The following is a 23,994-nucleotide window of genomic DNA, read 5'->3' as shown; positions in this document are numbered from 1 at the left end:
CCGGACCGGCGTCACAGGAATGTCACCGCGGGCATTCCCGGTGATTTTTCCTGCCGACATCATGCCAGTTTTGTCGAACCCTGCGATGAAAGCTGACAAAATGAAGATCCGCACTCTCGGCGCCCTCGCGGGCGTCGTGGTCGGGGCCGCCCTGCTGAGCCCCACCGCCTCCGCCGCGCCGGACTACGACCCGGCGATGCTCTCCGCCCTGGCCGCCGAACTGGGCACCACGCCCGCCCAGGCTGCCGACCGCCTCGACCGCGAGAAGGCGCAGGCCGGCGCCCTGGCCGACCTGCGCGACCGCGGCGTCTCCGTCGACGGGGCCTACTTCGACCGGTCCGGCAAGCTGGTGGTCAACACCACCGACGCCGCCGCCGTCTCCTCGGCGGGCCTGTCGCCGCGCACCGGTGTGCGCGGCGAGAAGGCGTTGGACGCCCTCACCGCCCGCGTCGAGCAGGCCATCGGCGCCGACCTCGGCCAGGTGCAGGCCTTCGGGCCGGACCTGGTGGCCGACCGGGTCGTCGTGACCGTCGAGCCGGACGCCCCGTCCGCGCTGGTCGCGAAGCTGTCCAGGATCGACGGCGTGGCCGTGGAACGAGGCGCGGCCCGGCTGGCCCCGCAGGCCGACGTCGTCCCGGGCCGGATCATGGACCTGGTGCCCGGCACGAACTGCTCGCTGGGCTTCAACGGCACCCGCAACGGCCAGAAGGTGCTGCTCACCGCCGGTCACTGCGTCATGGGCAACCCGGACATCCTCGACGCCAACGGCACCCACATCGGCAAGGGCATCGCCACCCGCTTCCCGTCGGCCGACATGGGCCTGATGTCGGTGGACGCCGAGGACACCCAGCGCGCCTACGTCGACACCCGCAAGGGCACCACGGTCGCCGTGCGCGGCATGTCCAAGGCCCCGGTGGGCACCTCGCTGTGCAAGGCGGGCAACACCACCGGGTGGACCTGCGGCACGATCTCCGGCTACAACTACACCGTCCGCTACTCGGGTCAGAGCACGTCCACCCGGGGCCTGGCGCGCTCCACGGTGTGCACCGAGGGCGGTGACAGCGGCGGCGCGTACATCGCCGGCAACACCGCCCAGGGCATGACCTCCGGCGGCCCGGCCGACGGCCACGACTGCGGCTGGAACCAGGGCTCGGGCGCGACCGGTTCCTATTCCTTCTACCAGCCGGTCGTCGATGCCGCGAACTACTACGGCGTCACCCTGCTGACTTCCTGAGTCGGTGCGGAAATGCGGTGGCGCGAGGGCGTGCCACCGCATTTCTCACTGTCGTTTCCGGCCTTGCGCGCGGAACAGCGCCAGCACGCGCAACCCGAGGGTCGGCGCCAGCGCCCCCAGCCGTGCCAGGCCCGCCCGGTGCGCCGGGACGGCCCGCACCAGCCGCCGCCCGTCCAGCATCGCCACCGCCGCGTCGGCCACCTCGTCGGGCGGCAGCAGGCCGCCGCCGGAGAACAGGATCGCCGCGTCGTCGTCGTGCCGGACCCGGTCGACCATCGCGGTGTCGGCGGCGTCGGGGCACAGCGTGTGCACCCGGATCGGGATGCCCGCCAGGTCCAGGTCGCCTTGCAGGCTGGTGCCGAAGTTCAGCACGGCCGCCTTGGTCGCCGCGTACACCGCCAGGCCCGGCACCGGCCCGTAGGCCGACATGGAGGCGATGTTGAGGATGCGCCCGCCGCCGCCGCGCATGGTCTCCACGGCCACCCGCGACCCGTGGACCACCCCGAGCAGGTTGACCTCGACCATCCTGCGCACCACGTCGTCGTCCAGCTCCCACACCGGCCCGGTGGCCAGCACACCGGCGTTGTTCACCCACACCGCGACCCGGCCGTGCCGTCCGGCGGCCTCGGCGACCGCCCGGTGGGCGGCGGGATCGCGCACGTCGGCCACCACACCGTGCCCGCCGAAGCGCGACACGACCTCCTCGACCACCGGGTCCACGTCGGTGGCCACCACGGTGTGCCCGCGCTCGGCCAGCCGCCGCGCGATCCCGAGCCCGAACCCGCGTGCCGCCCCGGTCACCACCGCCACGTCGCCCATACCCGCAGATGCAACCACAGGGCACCGGGCTCATTCGGCGAACCCGCACGTGGGAGCGGTGCCGATGGGTACACTCCCCGCTTTGCCCGATCGGGAGGGGTAGTGCGGTGGGGGCACCGGTGAGCATCCGCGACGTCGCGACGCGGGCGCGGGTGTCGGTCGGCACCGTGTCCAACGTGCTCAACCGGCCCGACCTCGTCGCGCCCGCGACCCGGGAACGGGTGCTCGGCGCGATCAGCGAACTCGGGTTCGTGCGCAACGACGCCGCCCGCCAGCTGCGCTCGGGCACGCCCCGCGCCATCGGCCTGGTCGTGCTGGACGTGGGCAACCCGTTCTTCACCGACGTGGCGCGCGGCGTGGAGGACACCGCCAGTGAGGCCGGCCACGCGGTGATCCTGTGCAACAGCGACGACTCCGCCCAGCGCGAGGCCCGGCACGTCGAGCTGCTGGCCGAGCAGCGCGTGCACGGCGTGCTGATCACGCCCGTGGACACCGACGCCCCGGTCCGCAGGCTGCGCGAACGCGGCCTGTCGGTGGTGCTGCTGGACCACGCGACCGACAACCCGGACCTGTGCTCGGTGGCCGTCGACGACCGCGCCGGCGGGCGGCTGGCCGTGACGCACCTGATCACCGAGGGCCACCGCCGGATCGTGATGGTCAACGGACCGGAGAACCTGCACCAGGCGCGGGAGCGGCTGGTGGGCGCGCGCGAGGCGGCGCACGTGGCCGGGCTGGAGGTCGAGGAGCTGCGGGTGCCCGCGCTCAACGTCGCCGCCGGCCAGCGGGTCGCGCGGGCGCTGCTGGACCGGGAGACCCGGCCGGAGGCGGTGTTCTGCGCCAACGACCTGGTCGCGTTGGGGCTGCTCCAGGTCCTGGTCCGGGAGGGCGTGCGGGTGCCCGCGGAGATGGCCGTCGTCGGCTACGACGACATCGACTTCGCCGCGGCGGCGGCCGTTCCGCTGACCTCGGTGCGCCAGCCGCGCGAGCTGATCGGCCGCACCGCCGCGTCCCTGGTGATCGAGGAGTCGATGGCGCCACGCGAACACCGACACCGCCACGTCCAGTTCCGCCCCGAACTCGTCATCCGCGAGTCCAGCCGCCGCTGAACCGCTCGGACCTCTGACCTATCGCTGACACTCTGCCGCCACCTCTTGCAGTTTTGTGCCGAACTCCAGTAAGAACCGAGGTAAGACCTCCGATGTCTGCCTCGCTTGAGGAGTTGACGGCTCATGCGCTTATCAACGGCGAAAGCGCTCCTGGCGGTGATCACGACGGTCGCGGCGACCCTGACCGCGTTCACCCCCGCGCACGCGGCACCCGGCGACAACCTGGCCTTGGACGACGTGTTCACCGCCCCACGGACCAGCGGTTTCCGGGCCGACCGGTTCGGCATGTTCATCCACTTCGGCCTCTACAGCGCCTACCGCGGCGAGTACCGGCGGACCGACGGCACGGTGTGCCGGGACGCGGAGTGGATCAAGCGCAACTGCGCGATCCCGTGGCCGGAGTACGAGGCCAAGGCGACCCAGTTCAACCCCACCTCGTTCGACGCCAAGGCGGTGATCGGCACGGCCAAGGCCGCGGGCCAGAAGTACGTCGTGATCACCTCGAAACACCACGACGGCTTCGCTGTGTGGCCCACCGCGGCCAACGACTGGAGCATCACCGCCCGCACCCCCTTCAAGCGCGACCTGCTGCGCGAACTGGCCGACGAAGCACGGGCGCAGGGCGTCAAGCTGGGCTTCTACTACTCGATCTGGGACTGGCACGACCCGGACGCCCAGCCCGGCAGCACGAACTACGACGCCTACGTGACCCGCATGAAGGCCCAGCTGCGCGAGCTGGTGACCAACTACGGCGACGTCGCCGTGCTGTGGTTCGACGGCGAGTGGGACGAGCAGTGGACCACCCAACGCGCCGAAGACCTCACCCGATACGTCCGAGGTCTGGCGCCGAACACGGTCGTGAACAACCGCGTCGGGCACCGGCGGGTCGTGGACGGCGACTACGGCACCCCCGAGCAGGAGATCCCGAGCGCCCCGGTGGACGGCCAGCTCTGGGAGTCGTGCATGACCATCAACGGCACGTGGGGCTTCGCCGCGTGGGACAGCAACTTCAAGTCCGTGAGCACCCTGACCCGCAACCTGATCGGCATCGCGGCCAACGGCGGCAACTACCTGCTCAACGTCGGCCCCGACGACAAGGGCGCCATCCCGGCGACGTCCGTGGACCGGTTGCGCGGCATGGGTTCCTGGCTGGCCGTCAACGGCGCGGCCGTGCACGGGGCGGGCGTGCCGGGCGTCGTCGCCCAACCGACTTGGGGCAGGGTGAGCCGCAACGGCAACCGCCTGTACGCGTCGGTCTACACCTGGCCCGCGGCCGGCACCCCGCTGCACCTGACCGCCACCACGTGGTTCCACGTCACCAAGGCGACCCTGCTCGCCACCGGCGCGGACGTCCCGGTCCAAGCCTCCGGCGACGGCTACGACCTCCGCCCGCCCGGCGCCGCCCCCGACCCGGTCGCGTCGGTCATCGCGCTGGACATCGTCCCCCGAACCCCCACTGAAACCGGCACCGGCACCGGGCTCACCGCGAGGTTCTGGACCAACACGACCTTCACCGGAACCCCCGCGGTCACCCGCCGCGACGCCACCGTGAACTACCACTGGGGCGCGACCGGCTCCCCGGCCGCCGGCATCCCGACCGACTCCTTCGCCGGCCGCTGGACGGGCTGGATCGAGCCGCGCTACAGCGAGCCGTACACGTTCACGACGATCTCCGACGACACCGTCCGCCTGTGGATCGACGGCAAGCAGGTCGTCGCCAACACGACCCCGCACGCGCCCACCGTCGACAAGGGCACCATCACCCTGGAAGCCGGCCGCCGGTACGCGATCACGCTGGAGCACACGGAGAACGGCGGCGAGGCGTCCATGAAACTCCTGTGGACCAGCCCCAACACCCCACAACAACTGGTACCGCGCACCCAACTCCACCCCTGACCCGCCACGGCCTGGCGGCGCGCACCCCACGCCGCCAGGCCGCTCGCCCCTCAGTGGGTGAGGGGCGAGCCGTACAAGATCACCTTCTCGGTCGAGCTGATCTCCGGGACCGGCTTGGACAGGGAGCTGAAGCGGGGGAACATCAGGCGGTTGACCAGTGGCGCGCACGACGGTTGCCCGGGGAGCCCGCATTCGGGGTGTTCCAGACCGAGGACGTGGCCCGTCTCGTGGGCCAGCGTCCACGGGTGCGACGAGTACGTGAGGATCGCGCCGGGCCGTCCCGCGGGGTGGCTGGCACAACCGCCGACGCCGGCCTGGTCGATCGCCTTGACGACGTAGAGGACGATCTCGCCGGGCTGAACCCCGTTGCGGTGCCCGAACAGGGTGTTCTGCTCCGCCGTTGTCGGCTGGTAGTCGCTGCACGCACCGACGTCGAGCGTGTCCATGCCGGTCACCTGGATCCGTTCGACGCTGACCAGGTCGACCCCGATCTCGGCCTGGGCGAACCCGGTCGCCGCGTTGGCCAGCTGGGCGTTGATCGGGTCGAGCGCGGCGGTGGGCTGGTTGACGACCTTGACGTGGACGCGCACCCGTTCGGTGCGCCACCAGTTGGTTCCGATGGTGCCGTCCGGCCGGATCCAGAAGGCGTCCAGGAGCGTCGGGTGCCGGCTGGTGAGGCTGATCGCGCCGGGCTGCGCGGCGTTGACGCCGCTGGCCGGTGCGACGGCCCAGCCTCCGGGTATGCGTTCGTCGAAGGCGTAGCCCTGGACCTGGTTGTTCGCTCCCACCCAGACCAGGTCGAACCGGCCCGGGGACCGGCTGACCACGTCCAGCGAGCCGGGTTGCGCCGCGCCGGGCCACGCGATGGGCCAGGGCGTCGGCCAGTCCAGCACCGGGTTCCAGACGGTCGTGCCGATCCCGCCGTCGGGGCCGATCCAGAAGACGTCGAGCTGATCGGGCCGGTGCGACACGGCCGTGAGCGCCGAGCGGCGCCAGTCCCGGCTCGACCCGACGAGCGCGTGCCCGGCCGGCGCGATGGACCGGCTGGGCCAGTTCGCCTGGGCGTTCCACCAGGCGGTGGAGACACCCCCGTCGGGCCGGATCCAGAACAGGTCGAGGTGGTCGCGGGTGCGGGACACGACGGTCAGCGCGCCCGCGTGGGCGTGCGCGACACCGGCCGGGGTGATGGGCCAGGGGGACAGCCAGCCGTGGCCGGGGTTCCACGCGGTCGTGCCGATCGCGCGGTCCGGGCCGATCCAGAAGACGTCGAGCTGGTCGGGGTTGCGGGCCACGGCGGTCAAGGTCCCGTGCAGGGCGTGGCGCGCGGGGGCGATGGAGAGCGGTGGCGCCCAGGCGACGTCGCCGACGTGCCACCACGACGTCGAGACACCCCCGTCCGGCCTGAGCCAGAACAGGTCGAGGTGGTCGGGGTTCCTCGACACCACGCTCAGGGCACCGGAGAACTCGCCGGGCTGCGCGGATCCCGGCGGCGCGACGGGCCGGTTGACCCAGCGGCCCGTGGCACCGGTCCAGGTGGCCGAACTGATGGCGCCATCGGGCAGGATCCAGAACACGTCGAGCGCGTCGGCCCGGCGGGCCACGGACGTGATGGCGCCGCGGGCCGCCGGACCGGGGGAGGGCAGGGTGAATTCCTGTTTCCAGGCGTGCGCGGTAGGGGTCGGGACGAGGAGCCCCGCGAGCAGAGCCAGGATCGCGAACGATCCAAGGCGTTTTCGTCGTAACACGGGCATGACAGCAGAACCTCCTAGCAGTGTCGGTCTTCGCGGTGGGACAGGTCCGGCGGGCGCGGTGAGCGCCTACCAGGAAATCGGGCGGGGCCAGGCGTAGTTGCAGCTGCTGTAGCCCAGCTCGTTGGCGCGCAGCAGCGCCGAGTCGTCGTACTTCTGGTACGTCCGGTACCGCTCGCGCGCCGCGTCGTAGTGACCCGAGGCGACCAGCTTGCTCATCTCGGTCCAGTACCAGTTGGCGTGGCCGTAGTCGGCCCAGATCTTGGCGGTCTGGTCGGCGAAGGGGCCGTCGACCAGGGATCCGCGGGTCTGCTGCCAGCGCTGGAGCAGGTCGACGCGCAACTCGCCGACCTTGGCGGCCCACTGGGGGAACAGTTCGCTGCTGTTGGCGTACCTGCCGATCTCGTCGATCCGCGCGGTGGCCGCACGGCAGGCCTTGTCGGCGAGGTGGATGTAGTCCCACTTGTCCTGTTCGGGGTCGTGGGTCGGCGTCGCCCGGACGACCTTGGTCGTGGTCCGAGCGGACTTGTCCAGGTCGCGGTAGGTCTCGACACCGAGGAAGCCCGCGATGCCCAACAGGCTCCCGACCAGGCCGAGCGTCGTCACCAACCCTGCGCGCCGCATGTCCTGCCCCTTTCCTCCCCGGTCCGGCGCGTCCAGCTTCGCGGGGCGGGGCCACGACGTCGTCCTGGAGACCTGACCGCGCGCGGCCCGGTAATCCGACCGCGGAACTCGGAAACCTTGGTTGCCACGACCGGCGGCGTGTAGATGATCTGTCAGGGAGGTGCCGACGTGGCGGGGCAGCGGTGGTGGGCAGCGGCGGCGGCATCAGCCGTGTTCGCGTGGACGATGGCCGTGTCGTGGCCCGTCGACGCCGCGTCGTGGTGGCAGGAGTTCCCGCCCCGGGTGGTCGGCCTCGTGGTCGTCGTCACCGGGCTCGTCGTGTGGAACCGGCTGCCGACCCCGCGCATCGGCGCACTGATGGTCCTCGGCGCCGCCGTCTACTACCTCCAGTACCTGCGTTCCACCGACGGTGTGCTGTTCGCCATCGGGTTCTGCCTCGCCTACGCCTGGATGGGCGTCGCCGCGCACATCCTGATGACCTGGCCGACCGGGCGGCTCAAAGGTCGGGTCGACTGGATCTACGTGGTGGCCTCGTACACCACCTCGGTCGGCACGCAGGTCGCGCGGTACTTCGTCGACGACCCGTCCCCGCCGTGGGGCATCGGCATCCCGCAGCCGGTCACGTTCTGGGGTGCGTTCGGCAGCGCGTCGGGCGCCTTCATGGCGGTCAGCGCGATCGTCATCGTGCTGTGGCGGTGGATGAGCACCGCGAAGATCCACCGCCGGCCGACCGGTCCGGTGTGGATAGGGATCGTCGCCGCGGCCACCTTCAAGATCGCCGAAGCGGTGGCCACCGTGCTGCCCACGCCGTTCGTGGTCAAGACGACGCTCGCCTGGTTGTTCACCATCGCGGTGATCGTGATGATCCCCTTGCTGTACCTGGTGCGGTGGGTGCTGCGGAAACTCGCCCCCGAGGTGCTGGTCAACCTGCTGGTGGACATCAAGCGCGACTACTCGGCCCTGGCCGACCCGGCTGCGCTGCAACACAAGCTCAGCAACGGCCTCGGCGACCCGACCCTGACCATCAAGTACACGCTGGACAGCGGCACGCTGGTCGACATCCACGGCAAGCCGGTAGGACCGGGACGGGGATCGACCACCGAGGTGCGCAGGCACGACCGCCTGGTCGCGGTGATCGAGCACGACCCGGCGTTGGACGCGCAACCGGACGTGATGGACGCGGCCGTGGCGGCGGTCGGGCTGGCCATCGACAACGCTCGCCTCTACGCGACCCTGCAAGCCCAACTGGAGCAACTGCGCGCCTCCCGCCGCCAACTCGCGCAGACCGCTGCCAACGAGCGGAAACGCATCCAGCACGACCTGCACGACGAGACGCAGGGCCGGTTCCACCGGATCCTGATGTTGTTGGGCAACGCCGAGCACGAACACCCCAGCGCCACCATCCGCCAAGCACGCACCGAGCTGGTCGAAGCGGTCCGCGTGATGCGGGAACTGACCCAGGGCATCTACCCGACGGTCCTGCGCGACCACGGTCTGGCCGCGGCCGTGGAGAACCTGGCCGACCGGGCCACCCTGCCGGTCGACTTCGCCGTGTCCGCCCAGCGCTGGCCGTACGACGTGGAGATCACGGCGTACTTCGTGATCAGCGAGGCCCTCGCCAACATCCACAAGCACTCGGGCGCGACCGAGGCGGGCGTCCGGGTGCGGGCGGAGCCGGAGCACCTGGTCATCGAGATCACCGACAACGGCCGTGGCGGCGCGCGAGGGCTCAGTGGGTTGCGCGCTCGCGCGGAGGCGGTCAACGGACACCTGACCGTGGTGAGTGAACCGGACCAGGGCACCACCGTGCGAGCCGTCATCCCGGGAGAACCCCTGTGCGCATCGTGATCGTGGAGAACCAGCGCCTGCTGCTCGACCTGCTCACCGACTCCCTGCGCAGCCGCGGCATCGACGTGGTCGGCCGTGCCACGACCCGGGAGGAGGCACTGCCCCTGATCGACGACAACGCACCGGACCTGGCGCTGCTGGACATCCGGCTCACCCGGGAGAAGGACACCGACGGCCTCGCCGTCGCTGAGGCGGTCCGCGCCCAGTACCCCGACGTGGGCCTGCTGGTGCTGTCGGACTACCTGGAGGCCGCGTTCGCCGAACGACTGCTGGGGATGCAGGAAACGCCGCACGCCGTGGGCTACCTCGGCAAGGAACGGCTGGGCAACCTCGACGAGCTGATCGACGCCTTCACCCGGATCACCCGCGGCGAGGTGATCATCGACCCGTACATCATCAGCAAGCTGATGGAACGCCGCCGGGTCGCCGACCCGCTGGAGCGGTTGACCCCGCACGAACGCCGGGTCCTGGAGCTGATGGCCCAAGGCAGGTCCAACCGGGGCATCGCCCACGAGCTGGACACCAAGATCTCCACGGTGGAGGGACAGGTCCACAACATCGCCCACAAGCTGGGCCTGCCGGAGAGCCGCGGCTCCCTCTACAACCGCCGGGTGCTGGCGACCCTGATGTTCCTGCGGAGCACAGGGTCGTCGAGTCGTGACACATCGTCCTGATAGCCGGTTCCGCCGACCCCCAACCCGACTCGACTTCTCCCGTTCACCAAGGGTTCACCCGACCATGCCCCGTTCGAGCGTCAAACGAGTCGAACGGGATGCAAGATCGCGAGCGACTGGGGACGAGGGGGTAGGCCGTGAAGCGCCGGTTGTCCATCGGCTTGGCCGTGGTGCTGTTGCTCGCCGTCGTGGCGGTGGTGGTCTGGGGCCGGGACGACGAGCCTCAGGTCGAGTTGACCACAGTCCGGGGCGTGATCGGCTCCGAGAAGCAGGCGTTCTTCACCGACCCGCGCGTGGTCGAGGCCTTCGCCAAGCACAAGCTCAAGGTCGAGGTGGACACCGCCGGTTCCCGGCAGATCGCCACCACCGTCGACCTGGGCAAGTACGAGTTCGCCTTCCCCTCCTCCTCGCCCGCCGCGCAGAAGATCCAGCGCGACCGCAAGGTCACCACGGTGCACACGCCGTTCCAGTCGCCGATGGCGGTCGCGACCTTCGAGCCCATCGTCCAGCTCCTCGAAGCCAACGGCGCGGTGCGCAAGGGCGTGGGGGACTACCAGGTGCTCGACATCGCCAAGTACCTGGAGCTGTCCGACAAGCGCTGGGACCAGCTGCCGGGCAACACCGCCTACCCGGCCCGCAAGAACGTCCTGATCACCACCACCGACCCGCGCGAGTCCAACTCGGCCGCCATGTACCTGGCGATCGTGTCGTTCGTCGCCAACGGCAACGCGGTGGTCAGCAGCGCCGAGCAGGAGGCGCGGGTGCTGCCGCGCATCGCCAAGCTCTTCCTCGACCAGGGCTACACCCAGAACAGCACCGAGGGACCCTGGGAGGACTACCTGTCCGCCGGCATGGGCAAGACGCCGATGGCGCTGGTCTACGAGTCGCAGTACGTAGACCGCCTGATCCGCGCCGACGGCTCGATCCGCCCGGACATGCGCATGCTCTACACGGCCCCGACCGTGTACTCCAAGCACACGCTGATCCCGTTGTCCGCCAACGGGGACCGGGTGGGCCAGCTGCTGGCCACCGACCCGGACCTGGGTCGGCTCGCCGCGACCTTCGGGTTCCGCACCACCAACCCGAAGCTGTTCGCCGAGGTCGCGCAGGGCAAGGCGCCGGCGGACCTGGTGGACGCCGTCGAGCCCCCGTCGTTCGAGACGCTCGAACGGCTGCTCGACGAGGTGAAGAAGCAGTACTGACATGACCGACCCCACCCCGCACCCCGTCGAACCGGTCACGGCCGAGAGCGCCGTCGGACTGGTCGCGCTCGACCCGCGGACCCGCGAGGACATCGACCGCCGCGCCGAGGAGTTCGCCGAGCGGCTGCAAGCGCTGGACGTCCGGTCACCGCAGTTCGCCGACCGGTTGGAGGAGCTGCTGGCCGTCGGCGAGGCGGACATGCGCACGGCCGCCGGGGTGGCGCGCACCCTGCTCGACCGCGCGGTCACCGAGCACTCCGCGCCGCGCAACCCCGTGACCACGACCCTGGCCGGCCTGCGCCGCACGGTCAACGAACTCGACCCGGCGAAGCTGCCGCTCACCGGCCGCAAGCTGCTCGGCCTGTTCCCGGCGGCCGGGGCGGCGAAGAAAGCCCTGGACCGCTACCAGGCCGCCCACGAGCCCGTCCAGGCGCTGGTGCTGGAACTGCGGCAACGCCAGGACGCCCTGCGCCGCGACAACGCGGCCGTCAAGGGCGAGCGGGAACGGCTCTGGCAGGCCATGACCCGGTTGGCCGAGGCCGCCGCGTTCGCCGGCGCGGTGGACGCCGCGGTCGAGCGCCAAGCCGACGTGTTCGACCTGACCGACCCCGGTCGCGCCCGGACGCTGCGCGCCGACGCCCTGCACCCGATCCGCCAGCGCCACCAGGACCTGCTCACCCAGCTGGCCGTCAGCGCCCAGGGCTACCTCGCGCTGGACCTGGTGCGCCGCAACAACGACGAGCTGATCCGGGGCGTCGAGCGCGCGGTGACCACCACCATGACCGCGCTGCGCACCGCGCTGGTCATCGCCTCCGCCCTGGCCAACCAGCGGGACGTGCTGGACGAGGTCGCCGCGCTGCGCGCCACCACCGACGGCCTGATCCGCGCCAACACCGAGCTGATCGGCTTGCAGGGCGCGGAGATCCAGCGCGCGTCCAGCGACCCGGCGGTGGCCGCGGAGACCATCCGGGCGTCGTTCGACCGGATCTACGCCGCCCTGGACGCCGTGGACGGCCACCGGGCCGACGCGGTGCGGGCGATGGCGGCGACCGTGGAGTCGCTGTCGGGGGAGATCCGCCGCGCCGAGGACCACCTGCGGCGCTCGCACGAGGGGGACCGATGAGGAAGGCACTGGCGTTCGCGCTGGCCGCGGGCGTGGCGACAAGCCTGCTGGCGGCGTGCACGGACGACGACGCGAGCCCGGGACAGCCGGTCGGCCCGCCGGAAGCGGGCACGCTGCGGGTGTTGGCGGGCAGCGAGCTCGCGGACATGCAGCCCGTGCTGGAGGAAGCCGCCAAGGCGACCGGCGTGAGCGTGAAGTTCAGCTTCACCGGCACGCTGGAGGGCGCGGAGTCGCTGGCCTCCGGCGCGGTGGACGGCGCCTACGACGCCGTGTGGTTCTCGTCCAACCGGTACCCGGCGGCGATCCCGGAGGCCGCCAAGCGCCTGGGCAACCAGGTCAAGATCATGGCCTCGCCGGTGGTGCTCGGTCTGTCCACCTCGACCGCGAAGCGGTTGGGGTTCGCGGACCGCCCGGTCGGCTGGGCCGAGATCGCGGAGAAGGCCGGGCAGAAGGCGTTCACCTACGGCATGACCGACCCGTCCGCGTCCAACTCCGGGTTCTCCGCCCTGGTCGGCGTGGCCTCCGCGTTGGCGGGGGCGGGCAACGCGGTCGACGCGAACCAGGTGGCCGCCGTGACGCCGAAGCTGACCGAGTTCTTCAGCGCCCAGGCCCTGTCCTCCGGGTCGTCGGGCTGGCTGTCCGACGCGTACCGCAAGCGGGCGCAGGACCCCGGCACGCGGATCGACGGGTTGATCAACTACGAGTCCGTGCTGCTGTCGCTCAACGCCGCCGGCGGCCTGCCCGAGCCGCTGACGATCGTCCACCCCAGCGACGGCGTGGTCACCGCCGACTACCCGCTGACCCTGCTCACCGGCGCCAACGACGACGCCCGCGGCGCGCACCAGCGGCTGACCGACCACCTGCGCACGCCCGACGTGCAGCGCCGCATCGCCGAGACCACCCACCGCCGCCCGGTCGTTCCCGGTGTCGAGCTGGGCGCCCAGTTCACTGCCAAGGACCTGGTGGAACTGCCGTTCCCGGCGACCCGCGACGCCGTGGACGCCCTGCTGTCGGCCTACTTCAACAAGATCCGGCGTCCCTCGCGCACCTTGTACGTGGTGGACACGTCCGGTTCGATGGCGGGGGACCGGATCGAGGCTCTGCGCACCGCCCTGGTGGGGCTGACCGGCGCGGACCCCTCGCTCACCGGCCGCTTCCGCGGCTTCCGCAACCGCGAGGAGGTGACGATCATGCCGTTCAACACCACCCCGCAGCAGCCGCGCACGTTCGTCGTCCCCGAGCAGGACCCGCAGGTGGTGCTGGCCGAGGTGAAGTCGTTCGCCGAGGGTCTCGAGGCCGCCGGCGGCACGGCCATCTACGACAGCCTCGGCCGGGCCTACGAGGTGCTGGAACCGTTGCAGGCCAAGGACCCCGACCGGTTCCACTCGATCGTGCTGATGACCGACGGCGAGAACGCCAACGGCAGCAACTTCGCCCAGTTCGAGCGCGACTTCACCGGGGTGCCCGCCCGAGTGCGGCAGGTGCCGGTCTTCACGGTGCTGTTCGGCGAGGGCAGCAGCGACGAGCTGACCAAGGTCGCCGACATGACCGGCGGCAAGGTCTTCGACGCCCGCGCCACCCAGCTCACCGACGTGTTCAAGGAGATCCGCGGCTACCAATGATCCGCTACCTGGGCTCGACCAAGAACCTGGTCGGCTGCGTCGGCGGCCTGCTGGGCGTGGCCCTGCACCTGACCGGCGTGGTCGGCTCGTGGTGGCCCGTGGTCGTCGCGGGCCTGTACGGGGTCGGCGCGCTGCTGGCCCCGCCGGAGAAGGTCCACCTGGTGCCGGTCGACGCGACCACCGAGGCCGGCGAGGTGCGCGCCGACCTGGCCACCCTGGTCCACGACGTCACCGCGCAGGCCTCCCGCATGCCCGCGTCCACGGTGGACACCGTGCGCCGGGTCGCCGAGGTCCTCGACGACATGCTCGGCAAGCCGCAACGCCTGGCCGGCGACCCCGACGTCCGCCACGGCCTGGTCCGCCTGGCCCGCACGGACCTGCCGCTGTCCGTGCAGACCTACCTGAACCTGCCGTGGTGGCTGGCGACCCAGCGCGGCGCGGCCGACGAGCTGGTCACCCAGCTGGAGCTGCTGGAGGGCCAGGCCCGCCAGCTGGCCGAGCGCTTCTACGCCTCGGACGTGCACCGCCAGACCGACCACGGCCGCTACCTGCGCGACCAGGACGACTGACGCAGATGTCGAATTCCGGCCAGACACCGTCCCGCACCTCCGACGAAGCTGGGGCCCGCACAACCGGGGACGAAGGAGTCGGGCAGATGTCACAGCAGGACAAGGCGAAGCTCTTCCGCGAACTGCACACCGGCCCGGTGCTGGTGCTGCCGAACGCGTGGGACGCCGCCTCCGCCCGGCTGGTCGAGCACGCGGGCGCGGCGGCCGTCGCCACCACCAGCGCGGGCGTGTCGTGGAGCCTGGGCGCGGCCGACGGCGGCCACCTGGACCGGGAACCCGCGGTCCAGGCCCTGGCGCGGGTCGTGCGGGCGGTATCGGTGCCGGTGACCGCGGACGTCGAGGGCGGGTTCGACGACCCGGCGCGCACGGTCCGCGAGGTGCTGGCCGCCGGGGTCGTCGGCATCAACATCGAGGACAGCGCCGCCGGCCGCCTGCTCGACACCGCCGACCACGCCGCCCGCCTGCGGCTGGTGCGGGAGGCGGCATCGGACGCGGGCGTGGACCTGTTCGTCAACGCCCGCGTCGACGTCTACTTCTTCGGCGACCGCACGGTGGAGACGGTCCTGCGCCGGGCGGAGGCGTTCCTGGCGGCGGGCGCGGACGGCGTGTTCGTGCCCGGCGTCACCGACCCGGACACCATCGCCACCCTGGCCCGCGGTCTCGACGCCCCGCTCAACGTCATGGCCGGCCCCGGATCGCCGTCGATCGCCGAGCTGGCGGAGCTGGGCGTGGCCCGGGTGAGCGTCGGCCAGGGCATCGCGGAGGCCGCGTACGGCGTGGCCTTGGAGTCGGCCCGGCGACTACTGGCCGACGAGGGCTACCCGTCCGGCGCGGTGGACTACGGCCGGATGAACACCCTGCTCACCACTCCAGAAGCCTGACGAACGCGGCCAGGTCGAGCCGCGCTTCGCCGAGCGTCACGGTGCCGGTCCGAGGGTCCAACACGACCGGCCCGGCACCGCCCTCACCGACGACGAGCCCTCCGTCCACAGTGGACGTCTCGTCCGGCGTGAAGACGGTCAGCGCCGTCCCGTCCGCCAGGAACCCCGACCGGAACCACGACTCGCCCGCCAGGTACGCGCGCCAGGCGTCCGGCAGCCCTGGACCGTCCACCCCGGCCCGGTACTCGGTCTCGCACACGATCGGCCCGACGATGTGCGCGTTGAACTCGTCCAGGTCCTCGGCGGGCACCCAGTGCTCCAGCACGTCCCGTCCACCGGCCTGCTGCACGGGGTAGCGCGCCAGGAATGCGGCGTCCACGTCGAACCGCGTCACGAACCCGACACCCCCGGCGGGCACGTTCCACTCCCGGGCGATCTTCACCGCGTACCAGCGGTTGGCCACGGGGTAGAAGATCGGCTGGTCGGGCAGGCGCGGCGGCCACGCCCGCCAGCCCGAGCCGGCGACGAGGTCCAACTCGGCCCGCCCGGTCGGCCGCCACAGGGTCACGGTGTCGTTCACGCGCGGCAGCGTAGGCCGGCGGGGTGCGGGGACGGCGAACGATTTGTCACCCGGCGGTCCCGCGCAGGTAGGTCAGGACGGCCAGCACGCGGCGGTTGGTGTCGTCGTCGGGTGGTAGGCCGAGTTTGGCCAGGATGTTGCCGACGTGCTTGCCCACGGCGGCCTCGCTGACGACCAGGCGGCGGGCGATGGCGGTGTTGGAGGAGCCCTCCGCGACCAGTGCCAGCACCTCCCGTTCGCGGGGTGACAGGCCGTCGAGCGGGTCGCGGCGGCGGGCGAGGAGTTGGCGGACGACCTCCGGGTCGATCGCCGTGCCGCCGGCGGCGACGCGGTGCAGGGTGGCGGCGAAGTCCTCCACGTCCACGACCCGGTCCTTGAGCAGGTAGCCGACGCCGCCGCGCGCGTCGAGCAGTTCGGCGGCCAACCCCCGGTCCACGTACTGGCTCAACGCCACCACGGGCAGGCCGGGGTGGTCGCGGCGCAGGGCCACCGCCGCCCGCAGGCCCTCGTCGCGGTAGCCCGGCGGCATCCGCACGTCGGTCACGACCAGGTCGGGCCGGTGCTCGGCGACGGCCGCGAGCAGGGCAGCGGCGTCACCCACGGCGGCGACCACGGGCAGCCCGAACCGCTCCAGCAGCCCGGCGAGCCCTTCGCGCAGCAGCACGCCGTCCTCGGCCAGCACTACGCGGACCACGGCAGCTCCACCCGCACCAGCGTCGGCCCGCCCGCCGGGCTGGACAGCGCCATCCGCCCGTCGAGCACCGCGACCCGGTCGGCCAACCCGGTCAGCCCGGTGCCGCGCGCCGCGTCCGCGCCGCCGCGCCCGTCGTCGCGCACCTCCACCACCAGCACCCCGTCCACCGCCGACGCCCGCACCGACGCCGCGGTCGCGCCGCTGTGCCGGGCGACGTTGGTCAACGCCTCGGCCACCACGAAGTACGCGGTCGACTCGACGTGCGGAGGCAGCGGCGGCAGGTCGGCCGCCACGTCCACCGGCACCGGCCCGCGCCCGGCGAGGTCCTCCAGCGCCGCCGCCAGCCCCCGGTCGGCCAGCACCTTCGGGTGGATGCCGCGCACGAGTTCGCGCAGCTCGGCCATCAGCTGCTTGGCCTCCTCGTGCGCTCGGGCGACGTGCTCGTGGGCGGGGGAGTCGGCGGGCACGTCCAGCCGCGCCAGCCCCAGCCGCAACGTGAGCCCGACCAGCTTCTCCTGCGCCCCGTCGTGCAGATCCCGCTCGATCCGCCGCCGCTCGGCGTCGAACCCGTCCACCAACCGCGCCCGCGACCGCGCCACCTCCACCAACCGCTCGTCGTCGTGCAGCAACGCCCGCGCCACAGCGGCGTGCGCGACGGCCACCAGCGACCACAGGTACGGAACGGCGGGCAACACCACCAGCCCGGCCAGCGCGTACCCGAAGGCTTCGTCCACCGAGTCGACCACCACAACCCCCAACGCCACCGGCCCGTCCGTGCCCATCACCAGCACCGGCCCGACGAGCAGCACGAACGGCGCCGCCGCGACCAGGAACGCGGGCACGTACACCAGCGGCCCCAACGTCAGCAGCAGCACCGCGTACGCGACCTCCCTCCATGTGGCCGCATCCCTATACCCCCTCGGCGGGTGGTGCGGCGTGAGCCGGGGGTCGAGCAACCGCAACCGCCGCCGCTCCACCCGCGCCAACGGCCGCGCCACCCGCGGCAGCCCCGCCCCCAACACGGCCAACCCGACCACCGCGAACGCGACCCGGGCCGGCTGCGTCGGCGACAACGCCAACAACCCCGGCGCGCTCAACACCCCCACCGGCACCGCAACGACCACCGCCACAACAGGCGTGCCCGCGACGAAGGCCAACGCCCGCCACGGCCACCAGGTCAGCAGGAAGTTCCTCTGCCGCAGGGCTTTCCAGAAGATCACCGTCCGGACGCTAGCCCACCGCGGGCGCGCTGTCGGTGGGTTCGGAAGTAGTCCAGAGGTAGGGCTGGGCATACCCCCATCACGCCGCCCAGTGGTAGTGATCGCAAGTGTCGTCGCTGGTCTGCTGAGCCGCATGACGATCACCGCGACCCGGACCAGTGGCGTCCGGGTGTTCCTGCTGCTGTCGTTCGGCCTGGCCTGGGCCGGCATGATCGGCGCGGCCGTGCTCGGGTTCTCCACCGCGAACCCGTTGGTACAGCTGCCTTTCGCCTTCGCTCCCGCGATCGCGGCCCTGGTGGTCCGTTGGCGGGGAGAGGGCTTCGCCGACGCCGGCCTGCGCCTGCTCTTCCGGCAGGCGTGGTGGCACTACTTGCTGGCGTGGCTGGCACCGTTCGCGTTCGCGGCGGCGTCGATGGGCGTGGCCGTGCTGCTGGGCTTCACCCTGGAACCGGTGCCGTGGTGGCTGTACGCGGTGCTGCTAGCCGGTGTGCCGCTGCTGACCCCGGTGTACTGGGGCGAGGAGTTCGGCTGGACCAGCTACCTGCGACTGCGCCTGTTCCCCGACCGCCCGACGACGTCGACCCTGGCGACGGGGCTGGTGTGGGCGGTGTGGCACTACCCGTTGGCGTTCACCGGGTACGTCGAGTTCGACAACGTCGTGCTGGGGCTGGCGGTGTGGACGGTGTCGTTCCTGTGCCAGGAGGTGCTGCTGAGCTGGCTGCGCCTGGCCAGCGGCACCGTGTGGACGGCGAGCTTGGCGCACGCGGGCAACAACATGGTCCTGTCGCTGCTGCTGGGCGCGATGCTGCCCGGGGTGGACGCGCTCGCGGTGACCGTGGTGCTGACCGTGCCGATGGCGATCGTGGCGGGGTGGCTGCTGGTCACCGGTCGAACGGGTGAACGGCGACCCGCAGGAGCGCGTCGAGCAGCCGTTGCCAGTCGCGCTCGGTGAGCCTTCGGGAGCCGGTCACCACATGCACAACACCCATTAGGCGAAAGAGCTGTCGACGATGACACACTTCCTCGGCTACGCCACCGAGAAATGGTCTGCGAGATGTCCCCCGACGACGCCCCGGCGATCGCCGGGGCGTCGTCGGTCGCGCTGTCGTGCGAGTCACACGGTGACGATCTGCCACTGCTGGTTGGTGCCACCGGTCGCGGGCCACTGGATGACGCGGGCGCCGTCGGCGGTCGAACCGCTCTCCACGTCCACGCAGAGGCCGTTGCGCACGTTGACGATGCGGTGGTAGCCGCCGCCCGCGTCGACGAGCCGCCACCACTGGTTGTCGCTGCTGGTGTCCTGCCACTGCTCGAGCTGGATGCCCTGGCCCGACCCTCCCGGGCTGTTGAGCACGCGTCCGCTGTGCCGGGCGACGAGGCGGAACGAGCCGTCGGGGTTCGCGAGGAACTGCCACTGCTGGTTGGCGCTGCCGGACGAAGTCCACTGGATGACCTTGGCACCGTCGGCGGTGCTCGCGCCGTTGATGTCCAGGACCTTGCCGCTGGCCCTGTTGACCAGGCGGCACCAACCGGTCGGCAGGGACACGGTCGGCAGGGACACCGTGACGTCCGTGCGCTGCCCGGCGGCCAGCGTGACCTTCCGGGCGTGGTTGCCCAGGGGCGACGCGGCCACGGGCGCCGACGTGGTCACCGACGCCATCCCCGGCCGGCTGATCAGGGTGACCACCTGGTCGATGTCGGAGGTGATCGACAGCACGGCCGTGCGGGCGGACAGGTCCCAGCTGAAGCTGTGCACGCGGATCCTGCCGCGGGCCCGCACACCTGTGATCGTGCCCTTGGCCAGTTGCGCGGGCAGTGCCGGCAGGATCTCCAGCACACCCGGGCGGGAATAGACCAGCGCTTCGGCCAGCACGGCGGGGATCGCGTTGGCGGCGTCGGCGTTGTAGATGTCCAGGTTGGGGTTGTGCGAGGTCATCAGCGATGTGAAGACCATGTTGTTGCCGATGATCTTCCGCAGGTTGTCGTAGACCTTGCCGCCGTCCTTGAGCCGCGCGCCGGCCAGCGCCCGGTGCAGGCTGCCGTGGGCGGAGACGTTCTGGTCGCCGCGCAGTTCCAACGCGCGCAGCGACGGGCGGATGAGTTCGGGCTTCTCCTCGGGGTTGATCTCGTGCAACGGCCATGCGCCGTAGAGGTGGTGGACGTGCCGGTGGTCGTACCGGTCGCTCAGGGTCGGCCACGACCACTCGGCGAGCGCGTTGTCGCCGTTGACGCGGTAGGCGGGGATCTTGTTCAGCAGCGCCGTCCAGCGTGCGACGCCTTGGCCCGCGCCCTGTTCGACACTGAGGGCGTTGGCCGCGAAGATCGCCGCCTGAAGGGCGTGCTTGCCCGCCATGATGTCGCCGGTCGCGTTGGTCGACAGCAGGACACCGGTGTTGCCCGGGCTGTTCTCCATCGAGAACGACGGCACGAAGACGACCTTGCCGTTCGAGTCCGTCCGGGTCAGGAAGTCCTCGTAGAACAACGCGAGTTCCATGAGCGCGGGACCGAGCTTGTCCCGCAGGAACGCCTGGTCACCGGTGACCTCGTAGTACTCGATCAACGGGTAGAGCAGCCAGTCGGCGCCGCCGGTCCAGGTCTGGCCGGGGAAGCCGGGGTCGAAGTGCAGCATGTGCCCGTACTCGCCGTCGGTGCGGGACGGGGCGAGGAAGCCGCGGGCGCCGTAGAGGTTGCGCGCGTTGGTGCGCCAGTGGCCGAGTTGGCCGAGGACCAGGGTGAAGTACCCCTGCATGGCCTCGGTCGTATCGAGGATGTTGCCGCCGGCGACCTGGAGGTTGACGTTGGCGTCGGTGGTGAAGTCGTCGGCCCACGCGCCGGACCACGTGCCGGTCCAGATGCCGGTCAGTCGCGGCGGCAGGATGCCGCTGGAGCTGATGAAGAAGTACCGGCCCGAGTCGTAGAGGCGCTCCAGCAAGGCGATGTCGATGACGCTCTTGTTGGCGTTCTGGCGGGCGATCAGCTCGCTGGTGGACAGCCGCCGGTCGGCGGCCGACACGTTCAGGTCGAGCCGCGAGCGGTCGTACATCACGGTGTGGATCGCGGTGTTCCGCGTGCGCAGTGCGGCGTAGTCGGCGCCGAGCGCCGCCAGTTGTGCATGCAGCGGCCGGGAGTCCCACGCGGTGGACGACTCGTAGCGGTCGAGTTTGGTGAGCAGCAGCAGCCGGGTCGCCCCGGCGACGACGACGGTCGACCCGCTCGCGCCGACAGTGCCACCGGTCGGGATGACCCGGGTGACGCCCTCGTAGCCGAAGGCGCCCTGCCCCGCCGGGTACGTGCCGCGCAGGTTCAGGTAGCCCGAGCCGTCGCTGACCGTGGCCAGGGTGGTGTAGCCCAGACTGTTGGGCAGCCCGTCCAGCGCGGTGTTGACGCTGAGCGTGGTGTCGATGGTCCGGCCGGGAGCGGGCAGCAGCTCGTGGACGATCACCCGGTCGGCCCGCGAGGCGAACGCACGGCGGGTCCAGGTTCCGTCGGCGGTGGTCCAGGTCGAGGTGACCTCGCCGGTGCGGAAGTCGGTGATGCGGGCGTAGTCGTCGACCACCGTCATGCCGGGGGTGGAGATCCGCAGTTCGTAGGCCGGGTGGTAGGTCTGCGTCCAGCGCAGCGACCACCCGGCCGCGAAGTCCCGGTTCGCCCCGGCGTAGTCACCGGCGAGGGCCTTGTCCCGCACCGATCCCAGCCGTCCGGCGATCACCGGTGGGGTGAGGGAGCGGGTGCCGTTCGGCAGGACCAGCCGGTGGTGGTTGAAGATCACCTTCTCCAGCGCGGGCGCGCCGTACAGCAGAGCGCCGTACTCGCCGTTCCCGGTGAGGAAGCCGTCGGTCCAGGACGTCGCCTGACCGGTGTCGTAGATGCCGCGCTCGGGCAGGGTGACCTGCGGGGGCACGGCGGCGTCGGCTCGTCCGGCCGGCAGGACGCCGGGGGCGACGGCGGCTCCGGCCGTCAACGCGGTGAGGGCGAGGAAGCGCCTTCGGTCCACAGGACCGTCCATCACGCAAACTCCTTTGTCCGGCGAGAGGCGGCGGGAGAGGGAGGCGGCAGCGGGGCTTCATGGCGTCCGAGGCAGCCGGGGCACATCAGAGTCCCCGTCGACCGACCGGTTCTTGACCGTTCCCGGCCCGGCGATGCCACGGCGACCGCGCCACCGGCAGCGACCGGACACGCCGCTGGTGCCGGGCACGTGCCCGGCACCAGCGGCGTGAGCGCTGCACCGCGATCCGCGGTCGCGTCGAGACGGCCGTCAGACGGCCGTGCGCGTCCACTGCTGGTTGGTGCCGGTGTTGCACGGGTACTGCTTGAGGATCACACCGTCTGCGGTGGACGCTGCCGGCACGTCCACGCACTTGCCGCTGTGGCGTGCCCGCAGTTGGAAGTAGCTGCCGTTGGCGACCATCTGGAACTGCTGGTTGGTGCCGGTGCCGCAGGTGTACTGCACGAGGTCGGCGCCATCGGCGGTCGAAGCGCTCACCACGTCGAGGCACTTTCCGCTGTGCCGGCTGACGATGCGCCAGTAGCCGCTGCCGGCGTCCTCGAACTGCCACTGCTGCCACGCGTTGCCGCCGTACGTGTGCTGGCCGACGCGCACACCGTTGTCGGCGGTCGCCTGGGGAAGTCCCATGACCTTGCCGCTGTGGCGCACGTCGATCCGGTAGTTCGTCGGCTGCGGGTTCGTGGAACCGTCGCCCCAGGCGTACCGGATCCGGTCGGCGCCGGAGGTGTTGCGGATGGTCAGGTTGAGATCGGTGCCGCTGCCGCTGAACGCGTACATCGAGTAGTGGTCGTAGCCGAGGCTTCCGGTGTACTTGCCGCCGAGGGCGGGCCAGTAGGTGCCGCCCATCCTGTTGTCACGCATGACCTGCGCCACGGCGCGGAGGTAGCGCACGAAGTTGTCGCCGCTGTTCGCGTTGCCGTAGTCGAGGCCGGTGGACATCGGCGCGCCGAACTCGGTCGCGACCGCGCGGGAGGCGCAGTTGCCCAGACGCGTCTGGATGTGGCTCCGGAAGGCGTCGTAGGTCATCGCGCCGTAGAAGAAGGCGTAGTAGTGGAAGGACAGCAGCGTCGAGTTGAAGCGGCTGTCGTTGCAGATGTCCCGCAGGTCCTGGCTGAAACCGGTGCCGCCGATGAGCACCCGGCCGGGCACCGCCGAGCTGTGGGAGCTGAGCCAGTTCGCCGCGACGTTGCGCCAGTCCACCGACGAATAGCCGTGCGGCTCGTTCATCGGCTCGAAGTAGACGTTGCTGTTCGAACCGTACGTGCCGACCACGCTGGACCACATCGCGTTCCAGGCGGCGAGGTTCGTGATCCTGCCGCCGGAAGCGGCTCCGTCCTCCCAGTAGGCGAGGATGACCTTGAACCCGCGCTCGGTGGCGGCGTCGATCGCGCCGCGGTAGGCGTTCCACCAGGTCGTGTTCGCCACGGTGTGGGTGTTGATCGGCAGCCGGACGGTGTTGACCCCCAGGGTGGCGGCCATGTCGTCGTAAAGGGCGTTGGCCTTGGCCCGCACCGTCGAGTTGCTGTCGGACTGGCTCAGGCCCTGTACGACGAGCGTGCCGGTGCTGAAGTTGTCACCCATCACGGCCCAGTTCATGCCCCGGAATTGACTGGTGGCGGCACTGGCCGGCGACTCCGAGGCGACGAGGCTCACCGCCGCGGTGAGTGCGGTCACCACAAGGGCGGTCAGCACCCGGCGCAACGGCCGACTGCGCTGCGGTGGTTCTGCTGCGTAACCGCCGGACGCCATGATCAGTGGCATGAAGTGTCCAATCGCTGGAGGTGGATTCGTCGAAGCCTCAACTCGCCGGTCGTGCTTCCGGGCGGCGTCGGGAACACGAGCCTCGTGGTGGGTGCGCGCGGCACTGGGCGGTCGACATCAACGTCTCCACTCGTATGTCCGCCGTGTGACGGGCACCACCAATCTGAGTGAACACTAACGGGTGTCTCCCGCTGGCTCAAGACGTACGGAAAGCGCTTTCATCCGGCATGGGCTTCCCGGCCGACGTGGGGCAAGCCTTCGGGCGGGTCGGTGCCGGGCACGACATCCCGTAAGGGGGCAGGTGACGCCCAGCGCGCCGCGCGGCCATCGTCGGTGGCGCGTTGACGCTGTCGGCGACCAGTTGACAGGTCGTAGGACCGCCGACCA

General features: G+C 71.3%; 19 protein-coding genes. 11 read left to right on the top strand and 8 right to left on the bottom strand.

Annotated elements, in window-relative coordinates; all coding sequences use genetic code 11:
• Positions 1–100: 100 nt before the first annotated feature.
• Positions 101–1,234: a trypsin-like serine protease gene (locus WBN91_RS06820; RefSeq protein ID WP_337722273.1), complete on the top strand. Its 1,134-nt coding sequence runs from the start codon at positions 101–103 to the stop codon at positions 1,232–1,234.
• A gap of 45 nt (positions 1,235–1,279) precedes the next feature.
• Here the strand turns inward: WBN91_RS06820 and WBN91_RS06815 are convergent, their stop codons facing one another.
• Complete coding sequence (locus WBN91_RS06815; RefSeq protein WP_337722272.1) at positions 1,280–2,053, bottom strand: SDR family NAD(P)-dependent oxidoreductase; 774 nt, start codon at positions 2,051–2,053, stop codon at positions 1,280–1,282.
• A gap of 107 nt (positions 2,054–2,160) precedes the next feature.
• Here WBN91_RS06815 and WBN91_RS06810 point away from each other — a divergent pair, with 107 nt between their 5' ends.
• Complete coding sequence (locus WBN91_RS06810) at positions 2,161–3,159, top strand: LacI family DNA-binding transcriptional regulator (RefSeq protein WP_337722271.1); 999 nt, start codon at positions 2,161–2,163, stop codon at positions 3,157–3,159.
• A 123-nt stretch (positions 3,160–3,282) separates the two neighbouring features.
• A complete protein-coding gene (locus WBN91_RS06805) occupies positions 3,283–5,055 on the top strand; it encodes an alpha-L-fucosidase (protein WP_337722270.1) in 1,773 nt (590 codons plus the stop codon).
• A 50-nt stretch (positions 5,056–5,105) separates the two neighbouring features.
• On the opposite strand, the gene WBN91_RS06800 is transcribed toward WBN91_RS06805, so the two are convergent.
• On the bottom strand, positions 5,106–6,806 hold the full coding sequence (locus tag WBN91_RS06800) for a hypothetical protein (RefSeq protein WP_337722269.1): 1,701 nt from the start codon (positions 6,804–6,806) through the stop codon (positions 5,106–5,108).
• 66 nt (positions 6,807–6,872) lie between these two features.
• Positions 6,873–7,427: a hypothetical protein gene (locus WBN91_RS06795; RefSeq protein ID WP_337722268.1), complete on the bottom strand. Its 555-nt coding sequence runs from the start codon at positions 7,425–7,427 to the stop codon at positions 6,873–6,875.
• Positions 7,428–7,595: 168 nt separating this feature from the next.
• On the opposite strand from WBN91_RS06795, the gene WBN91_RS06790 reads away from it, so the two are divergent.
• The 7 genes from WBN91_RS06790 to WBN91_RS06760 all read left to right on the top strand — a co-directional run bounded on the left by WBN91_RS06790 (position 7,596) and on the right by WBN91_RS06760 (position 15,346).
• Positions 7,596–9,275 carry a sensor histidine kinase gene (locus tag WBN91_RS06790; RefSeq protein WP_337722267.1) on the top strand — a complete coding sequence of 560 codons (1,680 nt, stop codon included), beginning with the start codon at positions 7,596–7,598 and terminating at the stop codon, positions 9,273–9,275.
• Positions 9,263–9,949 (top strand): response regulator transcription factor, encoded by a 687-nt coding sequence (locus WBN91_RS06785; RefSeq protein WP_337722266.1) that lies wholly within the window; start codon positions 9,263–9,265, stop codon positions 9,947–9,949. Before WBN91_RS06790 ends, WBN91_RS06785 begins: the two co-directional genes overlap by 13 nt.
• 137 nt (positions 9,950–10,086) lie before the next feature.
• Positions 10,087–11,151 carry a hypothetical protein gene (locus WBN91_RS06780; protein ID WP_337722265.1) on the top strand — a complete coding sequence of 355 codons (1,065 nt, stop codon included), beginning with the start codon at positions 10,087–10,089 and terminating at the stop codon, positions 11,149–11,151.
• A gap of 1 nt (position 11,152) precedes the next feature.
• Positions 11,153–12,274, top strand: a complete 1,122-nt coding sequence (locus WBN91_RS06775) for a toxic anion resistance protein (RefSeq protein WP_337722264.1) — start codon at positions 11,153–11,155, stop codon at positions 12,272–12,274.
• Entirely contained in the window at positions 12,271–13,896 is a 1,626-nt protein-coding gene (locus WBN91_RS06770; RefSeq protein ID WP_337722263.1) for an extracellular solute-binding protein, read from the top strand. Before WBN91_RS06775 ends, WBN91_RS06770 begins: the two co-directional genes overlap by 4 nt.
• Complete coding sequence (locus tag WBN91_RS06765; RefSeq protein WP_337722262.1) at positions 13,893–14,465, top strand: hypothetical protein; 573 nt, start codon at positions 13,893–13,895, stop codon at positions 14,463–14,465. Before WBN91_RS06770 ends, WBN91_RS06765 begins: the two co-directional genes overlap by 4 nt.
• Before the next feature lie 86 nt (positions 14,466–14,551).
• Positions 14,552–15,346, top strand: coding sequence for an isocitrate lyase/PEP mutase family protein (locus tag WBN91_RS06760; protein ID WP_337722261.1), 795 nt, complete (start codon positions 14,552–14,554; stop codon positions 15,344–15,346).
• Here WBN91_RS06760 and WBN91_RS06755 read toward each other — a convergent pair.
• Genes WBN91_RS06755 through WBN91_RS06745 form a run of 3 tightly spaced genes read right to left on the bottom strand, consistent with a single transcriptional unit; the run spans position 15,327 to position 17,840 of the window.
• Positions 15,327–15,926, bottom strand: coding sequence for a hypothetical protein (locus WBN91_RS06755; protein ID WP_337722260.1), 600 nt, complete (start codon positions 15,924–15,926; stop codon positions 15,327–15,329). The genes WBN91_RS06760 and WBN91_RS06755 overlap by 20 nt on opposite strands.
• 46 nt (positions 15,927–15,972) lie before the next feature.
• Positions 15,973–16,620, bottom strand: coding sequence for a response regulator transcription factor (locus WBN91_RS06750; RefSeq protein WP_337722259.1), 648 nt, complete (start codon positions 16,618–16,620; stop codon positions 15,973–15,975).
• A complete protein-coding gene (locus tag WBN91_RS06745) occupies positions 16,608–17,840 on the bottom strand; it encodes a sensor histidine kinase (protein WP_337722258.1) in 1,233 nt (410 codons plus the stop codon). The genes WBN91_RS06750 and WBN91_RS06745 overlap by 13 nt, the downstream gene beginning before the upstream one ends.
• Before the next feature lie 133 nt (positions 17,841–17,973).
• Here WBN91_RS06745 and WBN91_RS06740 point away from each other — a divergent pair, with 133 nt between their 5' ends.
• Complete coding sequence (locus WBN91_RS06740; protein WP_337722257.1) at positions 17,974–18,792, top strand: CPBP family glutamic-type intramembrane protease; 819 nt, start codon at positions 17,974–17,976, stop codon at positions 18,790–18,792.
• A 162-nt stretch (positions 18,793–18,954) separates the two neighbouring features.
• On the opposite strand, the gene WBN91_RS06735 is transcribed toward WBN91_RS06740, so the two are convergent.
• Together WBN91_RS06735 and WBN91_RS06730 are read right to left on the bottom strand one after the other, a co-directional pair.
• Positions 18,955–21,846, bottom strand: coding sequence for a glycosyl hydrolase family 95 catalytic domain-containing protein (locus tag WBN91_RS06735; RefSeq protein ID WP_337722256.1), 2,892 nt, complete (start codon positions 21,844–21,846; stop codon positions 18,955–18,957).
• Positions 21,847–22,095: 249 nt separating this feature from the next.
• On the bottom strand, positions 22,096–23,607 hold the full coding sequence (locus WBN91_RS06730; RefSeq protein ID WP_337722255.1) for an RICIN domain-containing protein: 1,512 nt from the start codon (positions 23,605–23,607) through the stop codon (positions 22,096–22,098).
• Between the last annotated feature and the right edge of the window lie 387 nt (positions 23,608–23,994).

Origin of the sequence: Saccharothrix sp. CCNWYY140, assembly GCF_037401995.1 — a bacterium.
Taxonomy (GTDB): domain Bacteria; phylum Actinomycetota; class Actinomycetes; order Mycobacteriales; family Pseudonocardiaceae; genus Actinosynnema.
This window is presented reverse-complemented; position numbering and strand designations above follow the sequence as displayed.

Coding starts and splice junctions, on each gene's coding strand:
- WBN91_RS06730 (WP_337722255.1), bottom strand. CDS start 23,607: ATGCCACTGATCATGGCGTCCGGCGGTTACGCAGCAGAACCACCGCAG.
- WBN91_RS06735 (WP_337722256.1), bottom strand. CDS start 21,846: ATGGACGGTCCTGTGGACCGAAGGCGCTTCCTCGCCCTCACCGCGTTG.
- WBN91_RS06775 (WP_337722264.1), top strand. CDS start 11,153: ATGACCGACCCCACCCCGCACCCCGTCGAACCGGTCACGGCCGAGAGC.
- WBN91_RS06740 (WP_337722257.1), top strand. CDS start 17,974: ATGACGATCACCGCGACCCGGACCAGTGGCGTCCGGGTGTTCCTGCTG.
- WBN91_RS06795 (WP_337722268.1), bottom strand. CDS start 7,427: ATGCGGCGCGCAGGGTTGGTGACGACGCTCGGCCTGGTCGGGAGCCTG.
- WBN91_RS06765 (WP_337722262.1), top strand. CDS start 13,893: ATGATCCGCTACCTGGGCTCGACCAAGAACCTGGTCGGCTGCGTCGGC.
- WBN91_RS06760 (WP_337722261.1), top strand. CDS start 14,552: ATGTCACAGCAGGACAAGGCGAAGCTCTTCCGCGAACTGCACACCGGC.
- WBN91_RS06805 (WP_337722270.1), top strand. CDS start 3,283: ATGCGCTTATCAACGGCGAAAGCGCTCCTGGCGGTGATCACGACGGTC.
- WBN91_RS06815 (WP_337722272.1), bottom strand. CDS start 2,053: ATGGGCGACGTGGCGGTGGTGACCGGGGCGGCACGCGGGTTCGGGCTC.
- WBN91_RS06820 (WP_337722273.1), top strand. CDS start 101: ATGAAGATCCGCACTCTCGGCGCCCTCGCGGGCGTCGTGGTCGGGGCC.
- WBN91_RS06770 (WP_337722263.1), top strand. CDS start 12,271: ATGAGGAAGGCACTGGCGTTCGCGCTGGCCGCGGGCGTGGCGACAAGC.
- WBN91_RS06800 (WP_337722269.1), bottom strand. CDS start 6,806: ATGCCCGTGTTACGACGAAAACGCCTTGGATCGTTCGCGATCCTGGCT.